The sequence below is a fragment of the Parafrankia irregularis genome (assembly GCF_001536285.1).
Classification (GTDB): Bacteria; Actinomycetota; Actinomycetes; order Frankiales; family Frankiaceae; genus Parafrankia; species Parafrankia irregularis.
The window spans coordinates 145,355-166,973 of the sequence record NZ_FAOZ01000006.1; the positions used below are offsets into that span (position 1 = coordinate 145,355).

Below are 21,619 nucleotides of genomic sequence, written 5' to 3' on the forward strand. Positions count from 1 at the left end.
TCGCGGGTGTCGGTCAGACACCCACGAAGGAGGCCGGAGCCGGGCGGTCGGCGGCTGCGGCCGAGTCGCGTGCCGCCGCCATCGCCAGGGCCTGGTTCTCGGCATCCACGAGCGCGCTGCTCAGCGGTACCTGGCTCCTGGTGACGGCGATCCCGACGGCGAGTGGAGCGGCCGACTCCCGCCGCCAGGCTCGGCGCAGCGCCGCGACGGCTGTTTCGGCACCTTCGCGGCCACCGGCCGGAACGGCCAGCACGAACTGCCGCTCCGCCCAGCGTGCGGAATGGACCGGGTCCTGCACCACGCCTCGTAGATCACGCGCGAAACGGGTGAGTCGCTGGTCCGGGCCAGTGCTCCGGGCCGTCGTCGGATGCCCGTTGCCGGCAGGCCCGCCGGCCTCTCCGGCCTCGCCGGCCTCTCCGCCGTTGACCTCTCCAGGCTCACCGGCCTCGCCGGGCACGTCGACGAGGCAGACCGCAGTGCCGGACGGGCAGTGACCGAGCTCGCTCAGAAAGGCCGACCTGGTGGCGAGACCGGTGGTGTTGTCAGTCCGGTGCCCGGGGCCGGGGCGCCCGGCGGTGAGCAGGCGACCGATCCCGTGGCCGGCCTGCCCCGTCAGCAGCCCGATCGCCTTGTCGAGCGCCGGGTCGATCACGGGATACGGGCTGGACCAGCGCAGGCACAACGCACCGACCACCCCGCCAGGGCCTGGCAGCGGAACGATGAGCACCGAGGAGATCTTCTCGGCTCGGGCTGTCTCGGCGTTGAATCCAGCGTAGGAGAGTGCATCGGGCACGAACAGCGGGCGGCGGGTCCGCAGCACGGTCCCGATGGCGGTCTGCTCCAGGCGACCGAACTTCTGCCCAGGTCGGATGATGGCCCTGACCCCCGGAGCCGTGGAGGAATCGACGGCGGTGAACCAGTCGGCGCCGGGCTGGTCCGCGACCAGCCCGGTCGCCGCGTCCGCGCCGGTCAGGTGACGCACCGCGTCGGCGAGCAGCCAGACCGCGGCAGGGACGTCTCCCCGGCAGTCAAGCTGCTCCAACGCCCGGGTGGTGTCGGTGACCGCCTCCAGCAGCGCGCACTCCCTTCGGGTGTCCATCATCGCGATGGTGTGCCGCGCGATGCTCTCCAGCGCCTCCCGCTGCCCCGGGCTGAGCCGCCGCGGGATGCGATCACTGATCGTGATGGCGGCGATCGCATGGCCGTCGGACGTCCGCACCGGCACGCCCGCGAGGAAGCGCACGATCCGTGCCCGGAACGCACGGGTGCCGTGCGCGAACCGGGTGTCCAGCGTGGCGTCCGGGACCTCCATCATCTCGCCGGCCGCGACGGTGTGTGCGGCGATGCCGACCCTGGCCGGGACATCGGGCATCTCGTGGCCGAAACGGCCGACGTAGACCTCCGAGTCGGTGTCGACCATGATGACCGAGCCGACGTCACAGCCGGTCATCGCGGTCGCGAGCGCCGCGACGTCGTCCAGCGGGTAGGCCCGCTGCCGGAACACGATGTCGTAGCGGCGCACGGCGGCGATCCGGGCGGACTCCCGTTCGGTCAGCGGAGCCGGGACCCCGAACCTGCTCGCCTGCTCCGCCGTGAAGGTGACGTTCATGGTGCTCGGCACCGGGGGCTTACCCTGGTCGGGGCCCGATGGCAGATCGGGGCCCGGTGGCACATCGGGGCCCTGTCGCGCATCGGGGCCCTGTCGCGCATCGGGGCCCTGTCGCAGGTCGGCCCGCGACGCCCACCCGTCGCTGAGCACCTCGCCCACGTCGGTGGGTTCCTCACTCGCCTTCGCCGCCCGCTCGGCGAGCAGGCTCGCGAGCCCGTCGGGTGACCGAGGCCGGGAGATCGCGTCACCCTGCAGGATGTCGCAGCCGAGCTCGGTCATCAGGCGCAGGGTCCGCTCGTCCTCGACGCCCTCCCCGACGACCCGCAGGCCGAGGCGGTGGCCCAGATCGAGCACCGACCGGACGATCGCGGCGTCCTGCAGACTGCCGCGGACGTCCACCACGAAGCCTCTGTCGATCTTGACCTCGTCGAACGGCAGGGCCTTGAGCATCTCCATCGAGCTGTAGCCGGTGCCGAAGTCGTCCAGTGAGAGCTTCACGCCCTTGCTGCGCAGTTCGCGCAGCATCGCCGCGGCCCGGCCGGGCTGGGTGACCAGTGCGCTCTCGGTGATCTCCAGGGTCAGCAGGTCGGGCGGCAGCCGGTGACGAGCCAGAGCCGCGGTCACCAGGTCGGGAAGATCGTCCAGAACGAGCATGCGGGGAGAGAGATTCACCGAGACCGGCACGTGCAGCCCCTGGCCGCGCCACACCGCACACTGACGCAGCGCCTCGTCGAGCACCCACCGGGTCATCGCACCGATCAGCGCCGAGCGCTCCGCGATGGGCAGGAACGCGCCGGGCGGCAGCAGGCCACGGGTCGGATGGCGCCAGCGGACGAGCGCCTCGACCCCGACGATCCGCCCGGTCGCGACGGCCTGCGGCTGGTAGAAGACGATGAGCTCATCGTGGGCGATCGCCGTGCGCAGCTCGGTGTAGAGCGAGATCTCCCAGGAGCGCACCCCGGCGATGCCGACGTCCCACAGCCCGACCCGTTCGCCCTCCCGCTTCGCCCGGGACAGCGCGACGTCGGCGCACGGGAGCAGCGCGGCGGTCGTCTCCCCGTCCCGCGGCGCGACCGCGAGCCCCACGCTCGCCTCGACGCCGACGCTGGTGCCCCGCACGTCGAACGGACCCTCCAGCTGGCTCAGCACCGACATGGCGAGATCGCGCAGATTGCGGTCCCGGCGCTGCGTCGCCTGGGTCTGATCCCCCACCTGATCCCCCGCCGTGCCGGCAGGTTCCCCGGGGCCGGCCGAGTCAGCGCCGCCCGAGCCGGCGGCGGTGCCCGGTGCGCCCGGGCCACCGGGACCGGTGGGGCCGCCCGGCGGGCCGGTGATGACCAGCGCGAACTCGTCACTGCCCAGACGGCCGATCAGCGACGGGCACGGCTTCACCCGGGCCAGCGCACGCGCGAACTGACGCAGCAGCTCGTCCCCGGCCTCATGCCCGAGTGCGTCGTTTACCTCCCGGAACCGGTTGATGTCGATCAGAAGGAAGGCGACCTCCTCACCCCGCTGACGCGCACCGGCGATCAGCGGGTCCGCGACGTGGGCCAGCCCGCTGCGGGCCACCAGCGATGTCAGCGGGTCGGAATGGGCCTGCCGGCGGCCCCACTGGAAGAGGCCGAACATGACCATGCAGCCGCCGAACGTACTGACCATCGCCGTGAGCAGCATCGCCGGTGGGTTGGCCAGGTCGGGATTGGCCCAGGCGGCGAGCAGCATCGAGCCGACCAGGGACCCGGCCAGCGCCGCGGCCGACCGGAACCGGAGCAGCCCGGCGAAGCTGGCGATCCATGGGAACCACAGCAGAAACACCTCGCCCGCGTTGCGGGGATCGGCGTCCGCCGCCGCCAGGCCGAGCCCGACCGCCATCGACACGGCGGAGATCAGAGGAAGCCATTGCCGGTCGTCGCGTTCGTCGACCAGGTGCCGGATCACGGTGAGGTTCGCCAGCGCGATGCCCAGCCCGGCGAGGGATCCGGGCCGGAGATAGCCCGGAGAGGCCGGCACGAAAACAATGATCAGGAAAAACCCGGCCATTCCGACCAGGAGAACTGCGAGCAGGCGGCGACCGTCAACCACGATCGGACTGCTGGGCACTCCTGGAGAATTCCCGCGCCCGACGCCCCCGACACCTCGCTGACCCGCGTCGGGCCTGCCACCGGACGTCCGACGTCCAGGCGCAGGGGCGTCAGCACCCAGCGGCATCAGCGGCCCGCGGTGTCGGCGGCCAGCGGCCCGGAGTCAGTGGCCGGCGTCAGTGGCCGGCGTCATCCCAGGTGAGCCCGGAGCCGACACTCACCTCCAGCGGCACGGACATCTCGTAGGCGGCCCCCATCTCGGCGCGGACCAGCGCCTCGACCTCCGACCGCTCGCCGGGCGCGATCTCCAGGACGAGCTCGTCGTGGACCTGCAGCAGCAGCCGTGAACGCAGGTCCCGCGAGCGCAGCGCCCGGTCGACACCCAACATCGCGATCTTGATGATGTCGGCGGCGGACCCCTGGATCGGGGCGTTCAGCGCCATCCGCTCGGCCATCTGCCGGCGCTGGGTGTTGTCGCTCGTCAGGTCGGGCAGGTAGCGCCGACGCCCCATGATGGTCTCGGTGTAGCCGTCGCGCCGGGCCTGGTCGACGACGCCGCGCAGGAAGTCCCGGACGCCGCCGAACCGGGCGAAGTAGGCGTCCATGTGCTCGCGGGCCTCGTCCGGAGCGATACCGAGCTGGCCGGCCAGCCCGAACGCGGACAGACCGTAGGCCAGGCCGTACGACATCGCCTTGATGCGCCGCCGCAGCTCCGGGTCGACCTCCGAGACCGGCAGGTCGAAGGCCTGCGCGGCGACGAAGGTGTGCAGGTCCTCCCCGGACGCGAACGCCTCGATGAGCCCCGCGTCGCCGGACAGGTGCGCCATCAGCCGCATCTCGATCTGCGAGTAGTCGGCCGTCAGCAGCGTCTCGTACCCCGGGCCGACGACGAACGCGCGGCGGATCTGGCGGCCCTGCGGGGTCCGGATCGGGATGTTCTGCAGGTTGGGATCGGTGGACGACAGCCGGCCGGTGGCGGCGATCATCTGGTTGAAGGTGGTGTGGATCCGGCCGGCGTCGTCGATCATCGGGATGAGCGAGTCGACGACCGTCTTGAGGCGGGCGACGTCCCGGTGGTGCAGCAGCACGGGGATCAGCGGGTGATCGGACTGGGTCGCCAGCCACGCCAGCGCGTCCGCGTCCGTGGTGTAGCCCGTCTTGATCTTCTTGGTCTTGGGCAGGGCCAGCTCGTCGAACAGGATCTGCTGGAGCTGCTTGGGCGAGCCGAGGTTGAACGACCGCCCGACGAGGCCGTGCGCCTGCCCGGCGACGTCCGCCACCTCGGCGCTGTAGTGCTTCTGCAGCTCGGTGAGGTGCTCCTCGTCGGCCGCGATGCCCGCGCGCTCCATCCGGGCGAGCACGTGCACCAGCGGAAGCTCCATCTCCCGCAGCAGCCGGGCCGCCGAACGGCGCTCCAGGTCACCGTCGAGCGCGGCGGCCAGCTCGAGCGCGGCGCGGGCGCGGATCGCGTCCGCCTCGGCCTCGTCCGCCTCGCCGGAACCGTCCAGGGTGAGCTGGCCGTTCGTCTCCGTGTCCGACTTGAGCTCGCGGTGCAGGTAGCGCAGTGTCAGATCGGCCAGGTCGAAGGAGCGCTGGCCGGGCAGGGCGAGGTAGGCCGCGAGCGCGGTGTCACTGGTGACACCGGCGAGAGCGAAACCGGCCTCGGCGAGCGCCAGCATCGGGCCCTTGAGGTCGTGCCCGGCCTTGGCCCGGTCCGGGTCGGCGAGCCAGGCGCCCAGGGCCGCGGAGTCCGCCGCGGTCAGCGCGGTCGGGTCGATCCAGGCCGCGGCACCGTCGGCGGCGGCCAGCGCCAGCGCGGTGATCACACCCGTGCCACGGCCCCAGGAGCCACGCAGGTGCAGGCCTGTCCGGCCGGGGCCGGCGGCGTGCGCGGCGAGCCAGCCGGCGACCTCGTCCGGCCCGAGCATGGCCAGGTCGACCTCGAAGCCCTCGTCAGCGCTGGGGGGCGCCACCGCCAGCGCGGCGTACAGCCGCTCCCGCAGCACCCGGAACTGCAACGTGTCGAAGAGCTGGTGGACGGCCTCCCTGTCCCACGGGTGCAGGCGCAGGTCGGCCGGCCCGAGCTCCAGCGGCACCTCGCGCGCCAGCTCCGTCAACGACCGGTTGCGGATGACGTTCGCGAGGTTCGCCCGCAGCGAGGCCCCGGTCTTGCCGCCGATCTCGTCGGCCCGGTCGACCAGGTCGGCCAGCGAGCCGAACTGCTGGATCCACTTGGTGGCGGTCTTCTCCCCCACCCCCGGCACCGAGGGAAGGTTGTCGGACGGGTCGCCCCGCAGCGCCGCGAAGTCGGGGTACTGGATCGGGGACAGGCCGTACTTCGCCTGCACCTCGTCCGGCGTGAAGCGGGTCATGTCGCTGATGCCCTTGCGGGTCATCAGCACGGTCACGTGCTCGTTGACCAGCTGCAGCGCATCCCGGTCGCCGGTGACGATCAGGACGTCCATCCCCTCGCCCGACGCCTGGGTGGCCAGGGTGGCGATCACGTCGTCGGCCTCGTAGCCGGGGGCGCTCACCCCGGGCACGGCGAGAGCCTCGCAGACCTGGTGGATCAGCGCGACCTGGCCGACGAAGTCCGCCGGGGTCTCCGACCGGCCGGCCTTGTACTCGGCGTACTGGGTATGGCGGAACGTCGGCGTCGGCAGGTCCCACGCGACGGCGACGTGGGTGGGCTTCTCGTCCCGCAGGGCGTTGATCAGCATCGAGGTGAAGCCGTAGACGGCGTTGGTCGGCTGGCCGGTGCTCGTCGAGAAGTTCTCCACCGGCAGCGCGAAGAAGGCGCGGTAGGCCAGCGAATGCCCGTCCAACAGCAACAGCCGGGGACGATCCGCCACGGTAGCCGGGGACGCGGCGGACGGGGACGAAGTAGTCGCAGGCACGCGGCGAGTCTAGGACGTCGGTACGACAGGTCCGCGGACGTCCGGCAGGTGGCGAGTGCCGCGTCCGGCGAGGTTCGCCCGACTACGCCCGCCCGGCCTGCCCGCGGCCGCCGCCACGGCACTAGGGTTCAGGGCGTGCCCACACCGCCGACGAATCCTGACGAGCTGCTCAAGGCGTTCAACGAGCATCGGGGCGAGCTCGCCGAGCGCATGGGGATCGTGCTCACGGAGGTCAGCGCGCAGCGCGTGTCCGCCACGATGCCGGTCGCCGGCAACCGCCAGCCCTACGGCCTGCTGCACGGGGGCGCCTCCGTGGTCCTCGCGGAGACGGTCGGCTCGGTCGCCTCGATGCTCTCCGCCCAGCCCGGCCGGATCGCCGTCGGCATCGAGATCAACGCGACGCATCACCGCGCGGCCACCGACGGGACGGTGACCGCGGTCGCCACCCGGATCCACGCGGGATCGACCCTGGCCACCTATGACATCCGGATCACCGACGAGGCCGGCCGGCCGGTGTGCACCTGCAGGCTGACCTGCATGCTCCGGGACCGCCCGCCCGGTTCCGGCTCGGTTCCCGGGTAGCACCCGCCCGGTCCCCGGATGGCGCCCGCGCCGATCCCGGACAGTGCCCCGCTTCCCGGCGAGAACAGCTGCGTCAGAACACTCAGGCCACCTCGGCACACCCGCGGCGTTCCGCCCGCCCGGCCGTGCTGCTACTTTCGTCCCAGGTGGGAGCCCGGGGCGGCCGAGTAGAAAACGCCGGGCACGGGGAAGGTTCGGACGGCACCAAAGTCCTTCCCGGGCATCCGCCAGAGTCAGCCGGCTGACTCCTCCACATCCAGTTCCACCGCACCAGTCTCCGCCGCAAGTCGCTTCCCCACTTCTTCTTCCGGTGCCCCCTCCGGCACCGTCCGCTCCGGCACGGCCTGCTCCGCCTCGTGGCTGGCGCCCAGGTAGGCGTCACGCACCCGGGGATCACGCGCGAGATCCGCGGCGGTGCCCTCCAGCACCACGCTGCCGGTGTCGAGGACATAGCCCCGATGGGCTATCCGAAGCGCGGCCGCCGCGTTCTGCTCCACCAGCAGAACGGTCACACCGTCCGCGTTGATCTCCCTGATCACCGCGAAGATCGTCGCGACCAGCTTCGGAGCCAGGCCGAGCGACGGCTCGTCCAGCAGGATGAGACGAGGGCGCGCCATCAGCGCACGGCCGATCGCCAGCATCTGCTGCTCCCCACCGGAGAGGGTTCCCGCCGGCTGCCTGGACCGTTCCGCGAGCCGGGGAAACAGCGTGTGCACCCGCTCCAGCTCACGGCGCGTGCCCTCGCGCGAGCGGCGGGCATCGAGGAAGCTCCCCAGCGTCAGGTTCTCGGCGACCGACATGGCCGGAAAGATCCGCCGGCCCTCCGGGACGTGGCTGATACCGAGCGCCGCGACCCGATGCACCGGCAGGTTCGCCCCCGAGTCGCGCCCCGGGACCGGCTCGGCGGAGCTGGGGCGACCGCTGCCACGAGGCCTGGGGCGAGGTCTGCGGTGAAGGCCGGGACCGCGCCCGGGATCACGGCTGGGGCCGGCGTTGGGGCCGGGGCCGGCGTTGGGGCCGGGGCTGGAGTTAGGGCCGCCGGCGAGCGGCGCGCCGTCGAACCAGACCGATCCGCGCACAGGCGCCAGCAGCCCGGAGATCATCCGCAGGGTCGTGGTCTTCCCGGCGCCGTTCGCGCCCAGCAGGGCAACCACCTCGCCGGAGCGAACCCGCAGCGAGATCCCGCGAACGGCGGTGACCGCCCCGTAGGCGACCTCGACGTCCCGCACGTCGAGCAGCGGGACGTCATGGAGGCCGTCGGTGGTCCTGGCCGGAGTCGTCGCGGCGGTCATCGTCGGCCCTCCCTGCCGTCGGCCCCATCGCCGGGCTGGCCAGCGGCCCGGTCTCCGGCCCGGTCATCGGCCCCGTCGTCGGCCCCGTCGTCGGAGTCGCCGAGGTAGGCCTCGATCACCGCGGGGTCGGACCTGATCTGCTCCGGCGACCCGGTGGCGATCACCCGGCCGAAGTTGAGCACGACGATCGAGCGGGCCACGGCAGCCACCAGTCGGATGTCGTGCTCGATGAGCAACACGGAGACACCCTGGTCGACGATGGCGCGAATCAGCGCCACCAGGTCGCGCCGTTCCGACGCGGTGGCGCCGGCGGCTGGCTCGTCCAGCAGGAGCAGGGACGGGCTCGTGCCCAGCGCCCGGGCGATCTCCAGCCGCCGTTGCTCCCCGTAGGCCAGGCTGCCGGCCGGCCACCGCACCCGGTGCCGAAGCCCGACGAAGTCCAGCAGGAGATGGCTGCGCTCGAGGATCTCGCGTTCCTCCCGCCGCACGGCCCTGGTCGGCACCAGCCCGCGCAGCGCGCCCGCGCGGGCCCTGACCTCCACACCGACCTGCACGTTCTCGACCGCCGACATCTCGGGGAAGAGCCGGATGTTCTGGAACGTCCGCGCGATGCCGAGCCGCGCGACCCGGTGCGGGGACCGGCCGACGAGGTCGACCCCGCGCTCCCCCACACCCGCCAGGACCGAAGCGCCCGCCGGGCTTGCGGGGCTTGCCGGGGTTGCTGGGCTTGTCGGGCTTGCCGGGGCCGTCGGCCAGAACCGTGCGCTGCCCTGCTGCGGCCGGTAGGCACCGGTGAGACAGTTGAACAGGGATGTCTTGCCGGCCCCGTTCGGGCCGATGACAGCAAGGACGCTTCCCCGGCCGTGCCGCAGGGAGACCCCGTCGAGGCTGGTCAGCCCACCGAAGCGCAGGGTGACGTCCCGCACGTCGAGGATCGGGTCGGCCGCCGACGGCCGCGGCTGCGGAATCGTCCGCGAGATCGCCGCCGGAAGTGGCCGCGGAACCGTCGCGCCGCTCAAGAGACCACCTCCGGCGACGCCTGGTCGGCCGCGCCACGGGACGTCCCGGCAGCCCCGGCGGACTCGACGGGCTCCTCGCGGGACAGCCCGGAGCCGCGGGCCCGATGCGCACGCGGTGGGAGCAGCCCCTCCGGCCGGAAGATCATCATCAGCACCACCACGGCGCCGAAGTAGATGAAGCGGTCGGCCGGCGGCACCGTGTCCCGCAGCAGGAAGGCGGTTCCCTGCAGGACCAGCGCGCCGAGCACCACCCCGAGCCGGGAGCCCATCCCCCCGAAGATCACGATGGTGAGCACGAGCAGCGAGGCCTGCAGGCCGAAGGACTGCGGGTTGAAGAACTGCTTGGTCGCGACCACCACGCCGGCGAAGCCCGACACGGACGCTCCCACGGCGAAGGCCAGCAGTTTCATCCGCATGGTCGCCACACCGGTCGCCTCGGCGGCGATCTCGTCCTGGCGGATCGCCGTCCAGGCCCGTCCCGTCCGTGAGCGTTCCCAACGCCCGAACACCACCATCACCAGCACGATCAGGGCGACCAGCAGGTAGTAGTACGGCAGCGGGTCCAGGCCCCAGGAGTAGCGGACCCCGGGCAGATCCACCGACAGCGGCGGCAGGCCGAAGACGCCCCGGGGCCCGCCGGTGACACCGTCGGCGTTGTTCGCCAGCAGCTGGACGATCTCCCCGAACCCCAGGGTCACGATGGCCAGGTAGTCCCCGCGCAGGCGCAGCGTCGGGCCGCCGAGGACGACCCCGGCGACCGCCGCCACCAGCAGCGCGATGGGCAGCACGAAGAACGGGTTGAGCTGCCAGGGCGCGTGCCAGGGCATCGCGTCGGCCGAGGTCAGGTAGGCGGTCGTGTAGGCACCGATCGCGAAGAACGCGATGTAGCCGAGGTCGAGCAGCCCGGCGTAGCCGACGACGACGTTGAGGCCCAGCGCGAGCAGCGCGTAGATGCCGATCTCGCTCACCAGGGCCTGCTGCGCGGCGGTCGGCAGCACCGGCGGAACCGCCAGGGCCACCGCGAGCAACGCGGCGTGGCCGAGCACCGCCCCGCGCCGCCCGGACAACCAGGTCGCGCCGGACCGGACTGCGGCAACAGCACCACCGCCACCGCCATCGCCATCGCCATCGCCACCTTCGGCACCGGCACCGGCAGTGGCACCGGCAGTGGCACCAGCGAGACCTGCCAGCCGGCCGAGACCTGCCAGCCGGCCGAGGGCCGTCGCGCGCAGCGTGCGGGCCTGGGCGCGCAGCCGGTCGCGGCCCAGCAGTGCCGCCCACAGCACCAGCGCCGCGGCGGCGAAGAACAGCACCCGCGGGAACGCGAGGGACCCGCGGATCCCGGCGAGTGGATGGTCCGCGTCACCCGTCGGCCCCGTCATCACCGCCGCCAGCGCGGCGAGCAGGGCGGCGGTCCGCAGGCTGCGCAGCCGACCGCTCACGCGGGCCGGCCCAGGCGGGTCCCGAGCAGGCCGGACGGCCGCACCAGGAGCACGCCGACGAGCACGGTGAACGCGATGACGTTCTTGTAGGAGGCGTCGAACAGGTACCCGCCGAAGCTCTCGACCAGGCCGAGCAGCAGCCCGCCGAGCACCGCGCCGCGCACGTTCCCGATACCGCCGAGCACCGCCGCGGTGAACGCCTTGATGCCGGGGACGAACCCCATCGTGTACGAGGCGTTGAACGTCATCGCGTAGAGGAAGCCGCCGGCGCCCGCGAGCAGGCCGCCGAGCACGAACGTCACGACGATGACCCGCTGGACGTCCACGCCCATCAGTCCGGCGCATTCGGCGTCCTGGGCCACGGCGCGGATGGACAGCCCGAGGCGGGTGCCGGCCACCAGGTGGTCGACCGCGAGCAGCATCAGCAGCGCCGTCGCGGCGATGACCAGCGACTGGGTCGAGATCTCCGCCCCGAGGACGGTCACCACCGTGCGGTTGGCGAACAGGTCGGGGACGGGCACGCTCTGCCGCCCGAACTCCTTGCCCGCCAGGTTGAACGCGAACAGGGACGCCCCGATCGCGCTGATCAAATAGGCCAGCCGCGGGGCTCCGCGCCGGCGCAGCGGGCGGTACGCGCACCGCTCCAGGGTGTACGCGGCCGCACCACCGGCGGCCGCACCCGCCACGAGCCCGACGAGGACGAGGCCGGCGGCGGCCAGACCGGCCGGGGTCGCACCGTCACCGGGCACCAGCGCCCGGCACGCGAACAGCCCGCCGAACGCCCCGAGCATGAAGACCTCGCTGTGCGCGAAGTTGATGAGCTGGAGGACTCCGTACACCAGCGTGTAGCCGAGGGCGATCACCGCGTAGAGCGCGCCGACCATCAGCCCGTCGACGGCCAGCTGGCTGATCTGCTCAGCCGAGCCCACGAGGCCCCCTGGAGCCCGGAAGCGGGCCGAAGCCCAGGTCCAGACCCGGAGCTGGGTCTGGACCTGGGCTGGCATCGGGAAGGATCACGGCTTGATGAGCGAGCTGACCGGCCCGAGCACCGTCCGCTGGCCGTCCTTCACCTGGTAGACGTACACGGTCGAGCCCTGGACGTCACCGTTGCGCTCGAACTTGATCCGCTTCGTGACGCCGGGCATGTCCACCGACCCGAACGCCGTCCGGACCGACTCACGGTTCGCGTCGGTGCCGAGCTTGCGCAGCACGGACGCGATCGCGTTGGTTGCGTCGTAGGCCTCACCCGAGTAGGTCCCCGGCTTCAGACCGCTGTTGACCTTCTTGTACTCGGCGACGAAGGCGGCGGCGGACGGGTCGGTGTTCGCGTCCGAGCACGGGCAGGTGATGAGTGCGCCCTCGGCGTTCGCCGTCCCGGCCTGGCGGATGAACTGGTCGTCGTTCGACCCGTCACCGCTGAGGATCGCGCCGTCGTATCCCTTGCCGCGCAGCGCCTTCGTCAGCAGCGCGTACTCCGGGTAGTACCCCGAGTAGTAGACGGCGTCCGCACCGTCGGCCATGATCTTCGTGGCCTGCGAGGTGTAGTCCTTCGTCGGGTTGATCCCGTCATGGGTGAACGGGACGTCGGCCTGCTCCAGGCCACGCTCGATGGCGCCGGACAAGCCCGTACCGTACTCGCTGCGGTCGTCGAGGGAGTAGACCCGCTTGGCCTTGACGACCTTGGCCAGGAACTCGGCCGCGGCGGCACCCTGCACCGTGTCCGGGGCGATCACCCGGTAGAAGCTGGTGAAACCGAGATCGGTGAGGGCCGGATTCGTCGCCGACGGGCTCACCGACAGCAGTCCGGCCTGGCTGTAGAGCGGCTCGCTGGACTTCGTCGGACCGGAGAACACCGGGCCGACGACCGCCATCAGCTTGGGATTGTCGATCAGTTTCTGGGCGGCGGTCGGACCCTGCTCGGGCAGGCCCTGGTCGTCGGAGGCCACGATGCGCAGCGTGAAGGGAAGGCTCTTGTCCTGGTTCAGCTGCTCGACGGCGGTCAGGACGCCGTTGTAGGCGTTGATGCCGAGCTGCTGGCTGTCACCTGACAGCGGGCCCTGGAATCCGATCAGGTATTCCTTCTTGCCGCCGTCGTCCGAGTCGCCGCCGCAGGCGGTCAGCGCCGCGCCGACCAGCGCGAATCCCGCGACCAGGGCGGCCATCGGACGCAGCGCCACCGTCCGTGCGGGTCTGGTTCGAAGAGGCCGTGGGGTGGCCGTCATGCAACGTCCTTCCGCTGCTTCCAACGGCGCGCGGGTGCGCTCCGCGGAGCGGAAACTAGTCGCTCACCCTCAGTCGCGAAAGCTCAAAGTGAGCGTGTCGCGACTTCACGTGTTACCCACCTGCCCCACCAGACGTCCGACCTCGGACCGTCAACCACCAGCTTCAACCTGCAACGGGACGAACCTCTCCGCCAGGACCGAGTAGAGAGCCACCCGCGGACTACGCAGGTCACCCCGCGCGTCGAAGGCGATCCGACCGGTGACACCGGCGTACTCACCGGCCCCGACCGCGTCGACGACGGCCGCCCGGGCGGCCTTGCTCACCTCCGTGCGCCCCGGCAGCACCGCCGCCGCGGCCCGGATCAGCGCGCGGGCGGCGTCGTAGGCGTACGCCGCCACCGGCGGGATCGCGTCCGCGCGCAGCACCGCGAGCTCCGCGTCCCGCGAACGCTGTACCGCACGCTCCTGCTCGGACAGATCCGAGGAACCTGACGAATTCGCCGCCGCACCGGCGGCTCCGTCACCGCGCCGCTGGTTGGAACGGGTGTCGGCACTCGGCTGGACCCTGCCCTGGGGCGTCGCCGTCTCCGACCCGCCGGACAGTCCGCTCTGGCCGTTCTCGCTGCTCGGGCTGCTCTCGCTGCTCGGGCTGTTCTGGCCGGTCTGGCCGGTCTGGCCGGTCGAACCGGATTCCGACGCAGAGCCGGCGCTGCTGCCGTCGGGCAGCAGATTGTCCAGTCCCTCGGGCGCGCCGAACCGCTTCGTGTAGGCCGCCACGAAGGCACCGGCGGACGGCAGCCGCGACGCCGGAACCGACAGATCGGTGATCACATCACCATCAGCGAGCGACTGCGCGCGCTCGACGTAGTCGTGGCTGAGCAGCCCGTCGGCGCCCAGCACCTGCACCGACACACCCTCGTCGGCGAAGGCCTGCCGCAGCTCCCCCGCGAACGCGGCCCCCGTGGCCAGGTACACCAGGTCCGGAGCCTCGTCCCGGATGGCCCGCGCCGTCCGCTCGATCTCGTCGTCGTCGGTCGAACCGCCCTCCACCCGGTGCACCGCCGGCACCGTCGCCCCCGCCTCACGCGCGTCCCGGGCGAACCGCTCCGCGAGGGTGATCATGCCGTAGTCGGGGCTGCCGTCGACCACACTGATCCTGGACCGGCCCAGCGTGTGGACCGCGTAGTCGGCCGCGACGGCGGAGAGCTGCTCATCCGTGCCACTCAGCCGAAAATAGGTCGGGTACGGGCGGTCGTCCGGAGCCTCCGGGCGCTCGGTCAGCGTCGGCTCCGCGTTCGACGGCGAGATCACCGGCAGGCCGGCCTCGCCCAGCCTGTCCAGCGACACCATCGCCACACTGGAACTCAGCGGCCCGACGACACCGATCATCCGCTTGTCGTCGGCGAAAAGGTCGGCGCCGGCCGCGCCACCATCAGGCCGGGACAGATCGTCGTGCGCGACGACCTCCAGCTTCCAGCCGGGAACGGTACGGTCCCGGTTGGCCTCCTCCACCGCCAGCGTGACGGCGTTACGCACGCTGCTCCCGGCATCCGCCGACGCCCCGGACAGCGGCGCCATCACCCCGATCGACGCGACCCGCTCCGGGGCCCCGCCGCCGTCATCCGCCGCCGACACCAGCAGAAACCCGATCACACTCGGGATGGCCAGCGCCACCGCCGTGACCGCCGCGAGCAGCACCCGGCCACGGCCGGTCCGCGCCGAGCGGCCAACCCAGTGCCGAACCGCGCGAACCGCCGTCATGACGGCACCGGCGATCAGCCGGGCACGCCCAACCGCCGGAGCATCCCGCTCACCCGACGCCTGGACGTCCTCCGACGCCTGATCTTCATCCGGCACCTGGACGTCGTCAGGGTCCCGGAGGTCACCAGGCACCTGAAGATCGTCAGATGCCTGGTCCTCGCTCTGCCGCGGCACCCGGGGACTGCCCGGGCTGGCGGCCACATCCTCGGGGTCGTCCCGGGTCACGAGCCCGGCAGCGCCTCACCCGACAGAACCGCCTCCGCGACGGCCCGCATCGTCCGGCGCTGGTTCATCGACGTCCGCTGGATCCAACGGAACGCGTCCGGCTCCGTCATCGAGTGCTCGGTCTGCAGCACACCCTTCGCCCGCTCGATGATCTTGCGAGCCTCCAGGCGGCCCTGCAGGTCCTCGACCTCGGCCTCCAGGCTGACGATCTCGGTGAACCGACTCATCGCCATCTCGATGGTCGGCAGCAGATCCTTCTTCTGGAACGGCTTCACCACATACGCCATGGCACCCGCCTCGCGGGCCCGTTCGACCAGCTCCCGCTGGCTGAACGCGGTGAGGATCACCACCGGGGCGATCCGATCCTTGGCGATCTTCGCGCCGGCGTCGATACCGTCCATCTTCGGCATCTTGACGTCCAGGATCACCAGGTCAGGGCGCAGCTTGCCGGCGAGGGCAACCGCCGTCTCACCGTCGCCGGCCTCGCCGACGACCTCGTAGCCCTCCTCCTGGAGCATCTCCCGGAGATCCAGCCGGATCAACGCTTCGTCCTCAGCGATCAAGACCCGACGCGGCGTCGAGGAAGGCTGGCTCATCGAGTCGAACTCCTGGGTTCTACGGTGATCTGGCTCTGCAGTTGTCCGGCCACGATCACCACGAACAGGCGGCGAACGCGGGCCCCGACCCCTCCCGCCCGTAATCTGACCGGGTCGGGCGGTCGAATCGCACCCTACCCGGCTAGAGTCGTCCACGAGAGGTTCCGCTGCGCATCCCGCGTCGGAGACCTCCGTGCCGGCCCCGGTACTCCAACGGCAGAGAGACGGTGCTCAAACCACCGACAGTGTGGGTTCGAATCCCACCCGGGGTACGTACAGCATTCACGCGCCGTGGATGCTCAGTGGCTGCCGGGTGTGGCCCGGGGGCGGCGGCCGTCACTCCCGACAGATGGGCAACCTTGTCGAGGTCTGCCACCGGAATCTTGATCATCATGTGCACCTCCTGCCTTTCGTGATCGAGGTGGACGGTGAGCTGAGTGCTTTCGTAGCGGCGTCCCCAGCAACTCCTCTGGCGCCTGGCGGCCTCGCCGCGACCGGCCTTCCCGCACATCGGCTTCGAGGCCGGAACCGCCTCTGCCATTGGGGGGAGCGGCGTCTCGTTCTTTCGGTGGGTCTCCGACGCCTGGGCTGTCTCTAGGCTGGGTGGGTGTTCACTACCGGCCTGCGCTCGCTCTGGGCCGAGCCCCGCGCCGCGGACACGCCCGAACGGATGTGGCTCGACCGGGTGCTGGTCGGCGTGGTGATGGTGGCGGCGTTGCTCGAAGGAACCCTCCGAGAGGACGTCACCTGGCGGCCGGTTGTGACGGTCGTGACGGTCGGACTTGCGCCGGTGCTGCTATGGCGGCGTACTCGCCCGTTGGTCTGCGTCGTGGTGGGCTTCGGCGCCGGGATGGCGTTAGGACTGGCGAGCTGGCTGGGCGGCACCTCAGGCGTGGGCCTGAACACGATGATCTACATCCTGGTGCTCGTCTACTCACTGGTCCGCTGGGGCTCAGGGCGTCAGATCGTGATTGGGCTGCTGGTGGTTGCGGTCGCCGCGGGGTTCAGCATCACGACCGACTACACCGGGCCAGCCGAGCTCTTCGGCGGGTTGGCGGTCCTGGCGGCGGCGGCAGCGATCGGAGCGGCGTTCCGCTACCGCGCCGAGAGTCGGCGCCGGGCGCTCGACCAGGTCCGCAGCCAGGAACGCGTCGGCCTCGCGCGCGAGCTGCACGACTCGGTCGCCCACCACGTCTCGGCGATCACTCTGCAAGCGCAGGCTGGCATGACGATGGCCGCGAAGCGACCTGAAGCGGCGCTCGAAGCGCTTGCGATCATCGTGGGGGAAGCGTCGCGAACGCTGGCGGAGATGCGAGCGATGGTCCGGGTGCTGCGTGACGGAGCGCCGGCGGAGTACGGTCCCCAGCCCGGCGTCGCCGACCTGATGCTCCTCGCCCGCCGCGAACCGGACCCCGTCGTCGACGTGGAGTTGGCGGGTGATCTGGCCGGACTTCGGCCCCAGGTCGACGCCGCCGTGTACCGGATGGCGCAGGAGGCGCTGACCAACGCGCTGCGGCACGCCCGAAACGCCTCGCGTGTGGAGATCAGGGTCGTCGAGGGCGCAGGAAGGCTGCGGCTCCGCGTGACCGACGACGGCCAGATCGACCCGGCGCGGCCGGCGACCCACGGTTTCGGGCTGCTGGGGATGACCGAGCGCGTGCAGCTGCTCGGCGGCACGCTACGCGCTGGGCCAACGCCCGAGGGCGGGTGGGCGGTCGACGCCGAGCTGCCGATGGAGTTGTACCTATGACGACGCGCGTGCTGGTGGCAGACGACCAAGATCTGGTGCGCACCGGCCTGTCGATGATCCTTGACGCCCAGCCCGACATCGAGGTCGTCGGCCAAGCCGCCGACGGCAAGGCCGCCGTCGAGCTGGCGCATCGGCTCCGCCCCGACGTGTGCCTGGTCGACATTCGGATGCCCGGGCTGGACGGCATCGAGGTGACCGAGCTCCTCGCAGGGCGGGGCGTCGTGGACCCCATCGCGGTGGTGGTGATCACGACGTTCGACCTGGACGAGTACGTCCACGGCGCGCTTCGGGCCGGAGCCCGAGGATTTCTCCTCAAGGATGCCGGGCCGGAGTTGCTGGTGCAGGCTGTCCATGCCGCTGCCGTCGGCGATGCCCTGATCGCGCCGAACATCACCCGCAGGCTGCTGGCGACCCTTGCCGCGGGGGCCTCATCGAAACGCCGTACCCAACCGATCGAGCCGCTCACCCAACGCGAGGAGGAGGTGCTGAAACTGGTCGCTGTCGGCCGCACGAACGCGGAGATCGCCGCCGAGCTGTTCATCAGCTTGACGACCGCCAAGACCCACGTCGCGAACCTGCTGGCCAAGATCGGCGCCCGGAACAGGGTCGAGATCGCGATGTGGGCCTACGACACCGGCCGGGTGGGGCACTGAACCGAACCTGACGTACATGCACGACGACTGGTCCCGGCCGGGGCGACCGAGGCCCACGACGAGCGCAGCGCCTTCGTCACCATCTGTCCGGTGCAGGGACAGCGCGGCAGCGGCGGATCAGCCGAAAGCACGAGAGAGAGACCATCTCATCGGCCAGGCGAACTCCGGCCTCCGGGCCGGTGTGCCCGCCACCGGGCTCAGCGATCGTGGACGTACCGATCCTCACCAACGGCGGAGCCCATGATGAGAACGCGTCAACCCACCACCACACTGGAAGACCAGCCGATCCCGGTGAGAGCAAAGCTCGCCGCGGCGTGGACCAGCCTCATGTTCCTGTACGCCTACGTGGACATTCTCAACTTCTTCACGCCCGGCGTCGTCGAAGACATCCTCGACGGAAAGGTCTTCGAGTTCGACCTCTCCCAGACCTTTTCGACCACGGCGCTGACTCTAATGGCCATCCCGATCCTCATGGTCGTGCTGTCGATGACGCTGCCCGCCCGGGCGACCCGCATCACGAACCTCATCGTGGCCTCGCTCTACGTTCCCGTCACGGCATTCAACGCGGTGGGCGAGTCCTGGCTGTGCTTTTACGGCCTCGGCATCGTACTGGAACTGATCCTGCTCGCCTTCATCATGCGGTACGCCTGGACCTGGCCCCGCACCGCACCGTCGGCGACCAGCCCGGACCGTGAAACCGTTCGCGCCCAGCAGCAGGCGTGAACCCAGGAACGGTCCCCGTCCTGTTCGGAGCCATCTACCTCGGTGCGGCGGTGTGGGCCTCTCGTGGCGGTGGGACACCAACTACCAGCACTGGGACGTTGCCCCCCCGTTGCCCCCCTCCGCCGGCGTTGCGCGGGGTGCCCTGGTTCGGAGGGTTCGGGAGTGCCGCGGCTTCGAGAACGCTCTCCGGGTGTTGTTCGCTGCCCGCGCCCGGGTTCGTGGGTGGGTCCCGTCCAGCGTCAGCCGGCACTGCCTTGCTTCCGCTCCACCGCCCAGCAGGTCCTGTCAGACGCGATCACGATCAGTCCTGCCGCAGTCGCCAGGATGACGCGTCCGGCCACGGCGGGTGTACCTCTGACAGACTGGCGGCGCCGCGGGACCGGTCACGAGCTGGTCACGTAGACGGACCGTCAGGGCGTGTTCATCGGGGGGACAACCATGATCGACGCAGTGCAGGTGCTGTGGTCACCGGCCGGGCAGAACCTGCCCTCGCTGGGTGGTCGGGAACTGGTTGATGTGACCGACGGCGACACGCCGAACGTCCGCATGCCGATCCGCATGCTGTCGGTCGACACGCCGGAGGTGACCGCTCGTTCCGCGGAGCGGGCCCAGGCCATCGATCAGGAGTTCCTACAGCTCGCGGGATGGATCAAGGACGGCCACGCGCCGATCTCCCCGGGCCTGGCGGCCTTCCTGCTGCCGAAGCTGGAGACCGGCACCGCCGGCACCCTCCATTTCGCGCAGGGCAAGGAAGCCTCGGCCTTCGCGAAGCAGAACATCGAGAAGCGGCTGACCAAGCCGAACGGCAGCAAGCGCAACCTGTTCATCCGCGCCGCGCAACCGCCCTTCGACACCAACAGCCGACTCCTGGCCTACGTCGCTCCCGACTACACCGAGGCCGAACGGCGCAACCTCACCCGCGAGCAGCGTGCCACCTTCAACCTGGACCTCATCGCGGCCGGATGGGCCGCCCCGTTCGTGATCTATCCGTCCATCCCCGGCGAGCTCGATCTGCCACTGCTCCTGGAGGCAGCCACGGCGGCGGCCGACCCGCAGGCCCCCAAGGGCATCTGGGCCAACCCGCACACCCTGCTGGCCTACGAGTACCGAGCCGTCGAGAAGCTCCACCGCGTCACGAAGAAGAAGGTCGACGGCGAGTCGCTGCGCGCCGGTGAGGCGACCTCCTGGCGCGAACGCTACTGCGCCGACATGCGCACTCGTCAGCTCCACGGGCCGGAGGACTACTTCACCATCCCGCCGCAGTACCGCCTGTGGTTCTGGCCGAACGACGTGACCGAGGCCATCGGGCGGCTCAACCTGGTTCCAGCGCCGCGACTGGTCGGCGCGGGATGAAGCCCGCGGTTTCCACGCACCGCCCGCTTCGCCCCGGGCAGCGCCAGGAGGTTGTTCGTCGGCACACCGTCGGCGCGGTTTCCACCAAGAAGGGGCAAATACCGCGCAGAGTTACCTGACGGTCGACAAGAGGTGAGGATTTCGGTTGTTCAAGCAGCCGAAATCCTCACCTCTTTCTCGGGAGCAGCGGCAGCGACGACCCGGAGCTCGGGATTCTGCGATGGGCTCCCCGACCCGATCCGGAACGACGAGCATCCTCAACTGTTCGAGTCGCGGGGGTGCGGCTGCGCCGGGACGCCGGAGGCCGTGCGGGCCAGAGCCCAGGCGTCGATCATGGTCCGGGCGATGGACAGGCGGCCGGGCAGGTGCAGCTGGCCGTCCGCGGTGGTGCCCACGGCGGGCCAGGCGGTGCGGGCCAGGGCCGGGCGCAGCTCATCCAGGGTGACCCACTGTGCTTCGACGATCTCGTCGTCGTCCAGGCGCAGCGGCGCCTCAGGGTCCGCGACGGCCTGGAACCCGATCATGAGGGATCGTGGGAAGGGCCAGGTCTGGCTGCCCAGGTAGCCGATGTCGCGGACGGCCACCCCGACCTCCTCGGCCATCTCGCGGGCGACGCAGGCCTCCAGTGACTCCCCGGCCTCGACGAAACCGGCCAGCACCGAGAAGCGGCCGACGGGCCAGACCCGCTGGCGGGCCAGCAGAACCCGGTCCGCGCCGTCGTGCACCAGGCAGATCACGGCCGGGTCTGTGCGCGGGTACTCCTCGTGTTGTTCTGCCTCGCACTTCCGGGCCCAGCCACCGTTGGTGGCGTGGGTGGGTGATCCGTCGCGGGCGCAGAAGCGGGCCCGGCCGTGCCAGTTCAGCAGGGCGGTCGCAGTGGCCGCCAGAGCTGCGTGCACCGCGGGGAAGTCTGCGCCCGCCGTGAACAGGTCCAGCCAGTGCACGGGGTCGTCGCCGCCGGAGTCGGCCGCGGACGGGGCTGAGGCTGAGGCTGAGGCTGGGGCCTGCATCCCCCAGTAGACGACGCCGTCGGCCTCCCCGAGCAGCAGTGCGTCCGGTGGTGGTGCGGCGGCGATCCCCGCCGCGGCGTAGGTGCGCAGCCGGGGCGGGCCGTCGGCCTGGTCGACCGGGAACCGGCCCCGGTCGTCGGTGACGACGACCTGCGCGGCGGCCCAGCTCGCCTCCCGCCGCGCCGAATCCAGCCGGAGCAGGCCGTCGCGCACGATCGGCGCGCCGGCCAGGACGGGTGATGCGACCAGTCCGAATCCACTCACCGCACCATCTTGCTCCGTCCACCTTGCTCCGTCTGACCGGGACGACCGGCGCGCCAGCGGGCCGGCCCGCCGACCGGCGGGCGAGATGTGGCGAGGCGAGGCCGATACCCGGGGCGCTCAGGGGCTGCCGGGCGGGGGCG

The 21,619-nt window shown here is 71.4% G+C and carries 15 protein-coding genes and 1 tRNA gene; 6 read left to right on the forward strand and 10 right to left on the reverse strand.

The genetic code is table 11. From position 1 onward, the window contains the following. Window positions 1-13: 13 nt before the first annotated feature. Together AWX74_RS11830 and polA are read right to left on the reverse strand one after the other, a co-directional pair. Window positions 14-3,709, reverse strand: coding sequence for an EAL domain-containing protein (locus AWX74_RS11830; RefSeq protein ID WP_091275024.1), 3,696 nt, complete (start codon window positions 3,707-3,709; stop codon window positions 14-16). Between the two features lie 157 nt (window positions 3,710-3,866). After that, window positions 3,867-6,542 (reverse strand): DNA polymerase I, encoded by a 2,676-nt coding sequence (gene polA / locus AWX74_RS11835; RefSeq protein WP_242666184.1) that lies wholly within the window; start codon window positions 6,540-6,542, stop codon window positions 3,867-3,869. Window positions 6,543-6,722: 180 nt separating this feature from the next. Between polA and AWX74_RS11840 the strand changes: the two genes are divergently transcribed. Then, complete coding sequence (locus AWX74_RS11840) at window positions 6,723-7,169, forward strand: PaaI family thioesterase (protein ID WP_054565712.1); 447 nt, start codon at window positions 6,723-6,725, stop codon at window positions 7,167-7,169. A gap of 233 nt (window positions 7,170-7,402) precedes the next feature. Here the strand turns inward: AWX74_RS11840 and AWX74_RS11845 are convergent, their stop codons facing one another. From AWX74_RS11845 to AWX74_RS11875, 7 genes are all read right to left on the reverse strand, one after another. Continuing rightward, on the reverse strand, window positions 7,403-8,461 hold the full coding sequence (locus AWX74_RS11845; RefSeq protein WP_091275031.1) for an ABC transporter ATP-binding protein: 1,059 nt from the start codon (window positions 8,459-8,461) through the stop codon (window positions 7,403-7,405). Then, window positions 8,458-9,480, reverse strand: coding sequence for an ABC transporter ATP-binding protein (locus AWX74_RS11850; protein ID WP_397311435.1), 1,023 nt, complete (start codon window positions 9,478-9,480; stop codon window positions 8,458-8,460). The genes AWX74_RS11845 and AWX74_RS11850 overlap by 4 nt, the downstream gene beginning before the upstream one ends. Continuing rightward, entirely contained in the window at window positions 9,477-10,922 is a 1,446-nt protein-coding gene (locus AWX74_RS11855) for a branched-chain amino acid ABC transporter permease (RefSeq protein WP_091275033.1), read from the reverse strand. Before AWX74_RS11855 ends, AWX74_RS11850 begins: the two co-directional genes overlap by 4 nt. Further along, on the reverse strand, window positions 10,919-11,851 hold the full coding sequence (locus AWX74_RS11860) for a branched-chain amino acid ABC transporter permease (protein WP_054566517.1): 933 nt from the start codon (window positions 11,849-11,851) through the stop codon (window positions 10,919-10,921). Before AWX74_RS11860 ends, AWX74_RS11855 begins: the two co-directional genes overlap by 4 nt. Before the next feature lie 84 nt (window positions 11,852-11,935). After that, on the reverse strand, window positions 11,936-13,084 hold the full coding sequence (locus AWX74_RS11865; protein WP_226932040.1) for a branched-chain amino acid ABC transporter substrate-binding protein: 1,149 nt from the start codon (window positions 13,082-13,084) through the stop codon (window positions 11,936-11,938). A 210-nt stretch (window positions 13,085-13,294) separates the two neighbouring features. Further along, window positions 13,295-14,905, reverse strand: a complete 1,611-nt coding sequence (locus AWX74_RS11870; RefSeq protein ID WP_423212965.1) for a branched-chain amino acid ABC transporter substrate-binding protein — start codon at window positions 14,903-14,905, stop codon at window positions 13,295-13,297. A 221-nt stretch (window positions 14,906-15,126) separates the two neighbouring features. Then, window positions 15,127-15,726 carry an ANTAR domain-containing response regulator gene (locus tag AWX74_RS11875; RefSeq protein ID WP_006541716.1) on the reverse strand — a complete coding sequence of 200 codons (600 nt, stop codon included), beginning with the start codon at window positions 15,724-15,726 and terminating at the stop codon, window positions 15,127-15,129. Between the two features lie 199 nt (window positions 15,727-15,925). Here AWX74_RS11875 and AWX74_RS11880 point away from each other — a divergent pair. From AWX74_RS11880 to AWX74_RS11900, 5 genes are all read left to right on the forward strand, one after another. Next, window positions 15,926-15,998, forward strand: a tRNA-Leu gene (locus AWX74_RS11880). 335 nt (window positions 15,999-16,333) lie between these two features. After that, entirely contained in the window at window positions 16,334-17,476 is a 1,143-nt protein-coding gene (locus tag AWX74_RS11885) for a sensor histidine kinase (RefSeq protein ID WP_091275037.1), read from the forward strand. Further along, window positions 17,473-18,129 carry a response regulator gene (locus tag AWX74_RS11890; protein ID WP_091275041.1) on the forward strand — a complete coding sequence of 219 codons (657 nt, stop codon included), beginning with the start codon at window positions 17,473-17,475 and terminating at the stop codon, window positions 18,127-18,129. Before AWX74_RS11885 ends, AWX74_RS11890 begins: the two co-directional genes overlap by 4 nt. A gap of 327 nt (window positions 18,130-18,456) precedes the next feature. Further along, window positions 18,457-18,852, forward strand: a complete 396-nt coding sequence (locus tag AWX74_RS11895; protein ID WP_242666186.1) for a DUF6326 family protein — start codon at window positions 18,457-18,459, stop codon at window positions 18,850-18,852. A gap of 438 nt (window positions 18,853-19,290) precedes the next feature. Beyond that, window positions 19,291-20,205 (forward strand): nuclease, encoded by a 915-nt coding sequence (locus AWX74_RS11900; protein ID WP_091275735.1) that lies wholly within the window; start codon window positions 19,291-19,293, stop codon window positions 20,203-20,205. 257 nt (window positions 20,206-20,462) lie between these two features. Here the strand turns inward: AWX74_RS11900 and nudC are convergent, their stop codons facing one another. Beyond that, window positions 20,463-21,479 carry an NAD(+) diphosphatase gene (gene nudC, locus AWX74_RS11905; RefSeq protein ID WP_091275046.1) on the reverse strand — a complete coding sequence of 339 codons (1,017 nt, stop codon included), beginning with the start codon at window positions 21,477-21,479 and terminating at the stop codon, window positions 20,463-20,465. Window positions 21,480-21,619 lie beyond the last annotated feature (140 nt).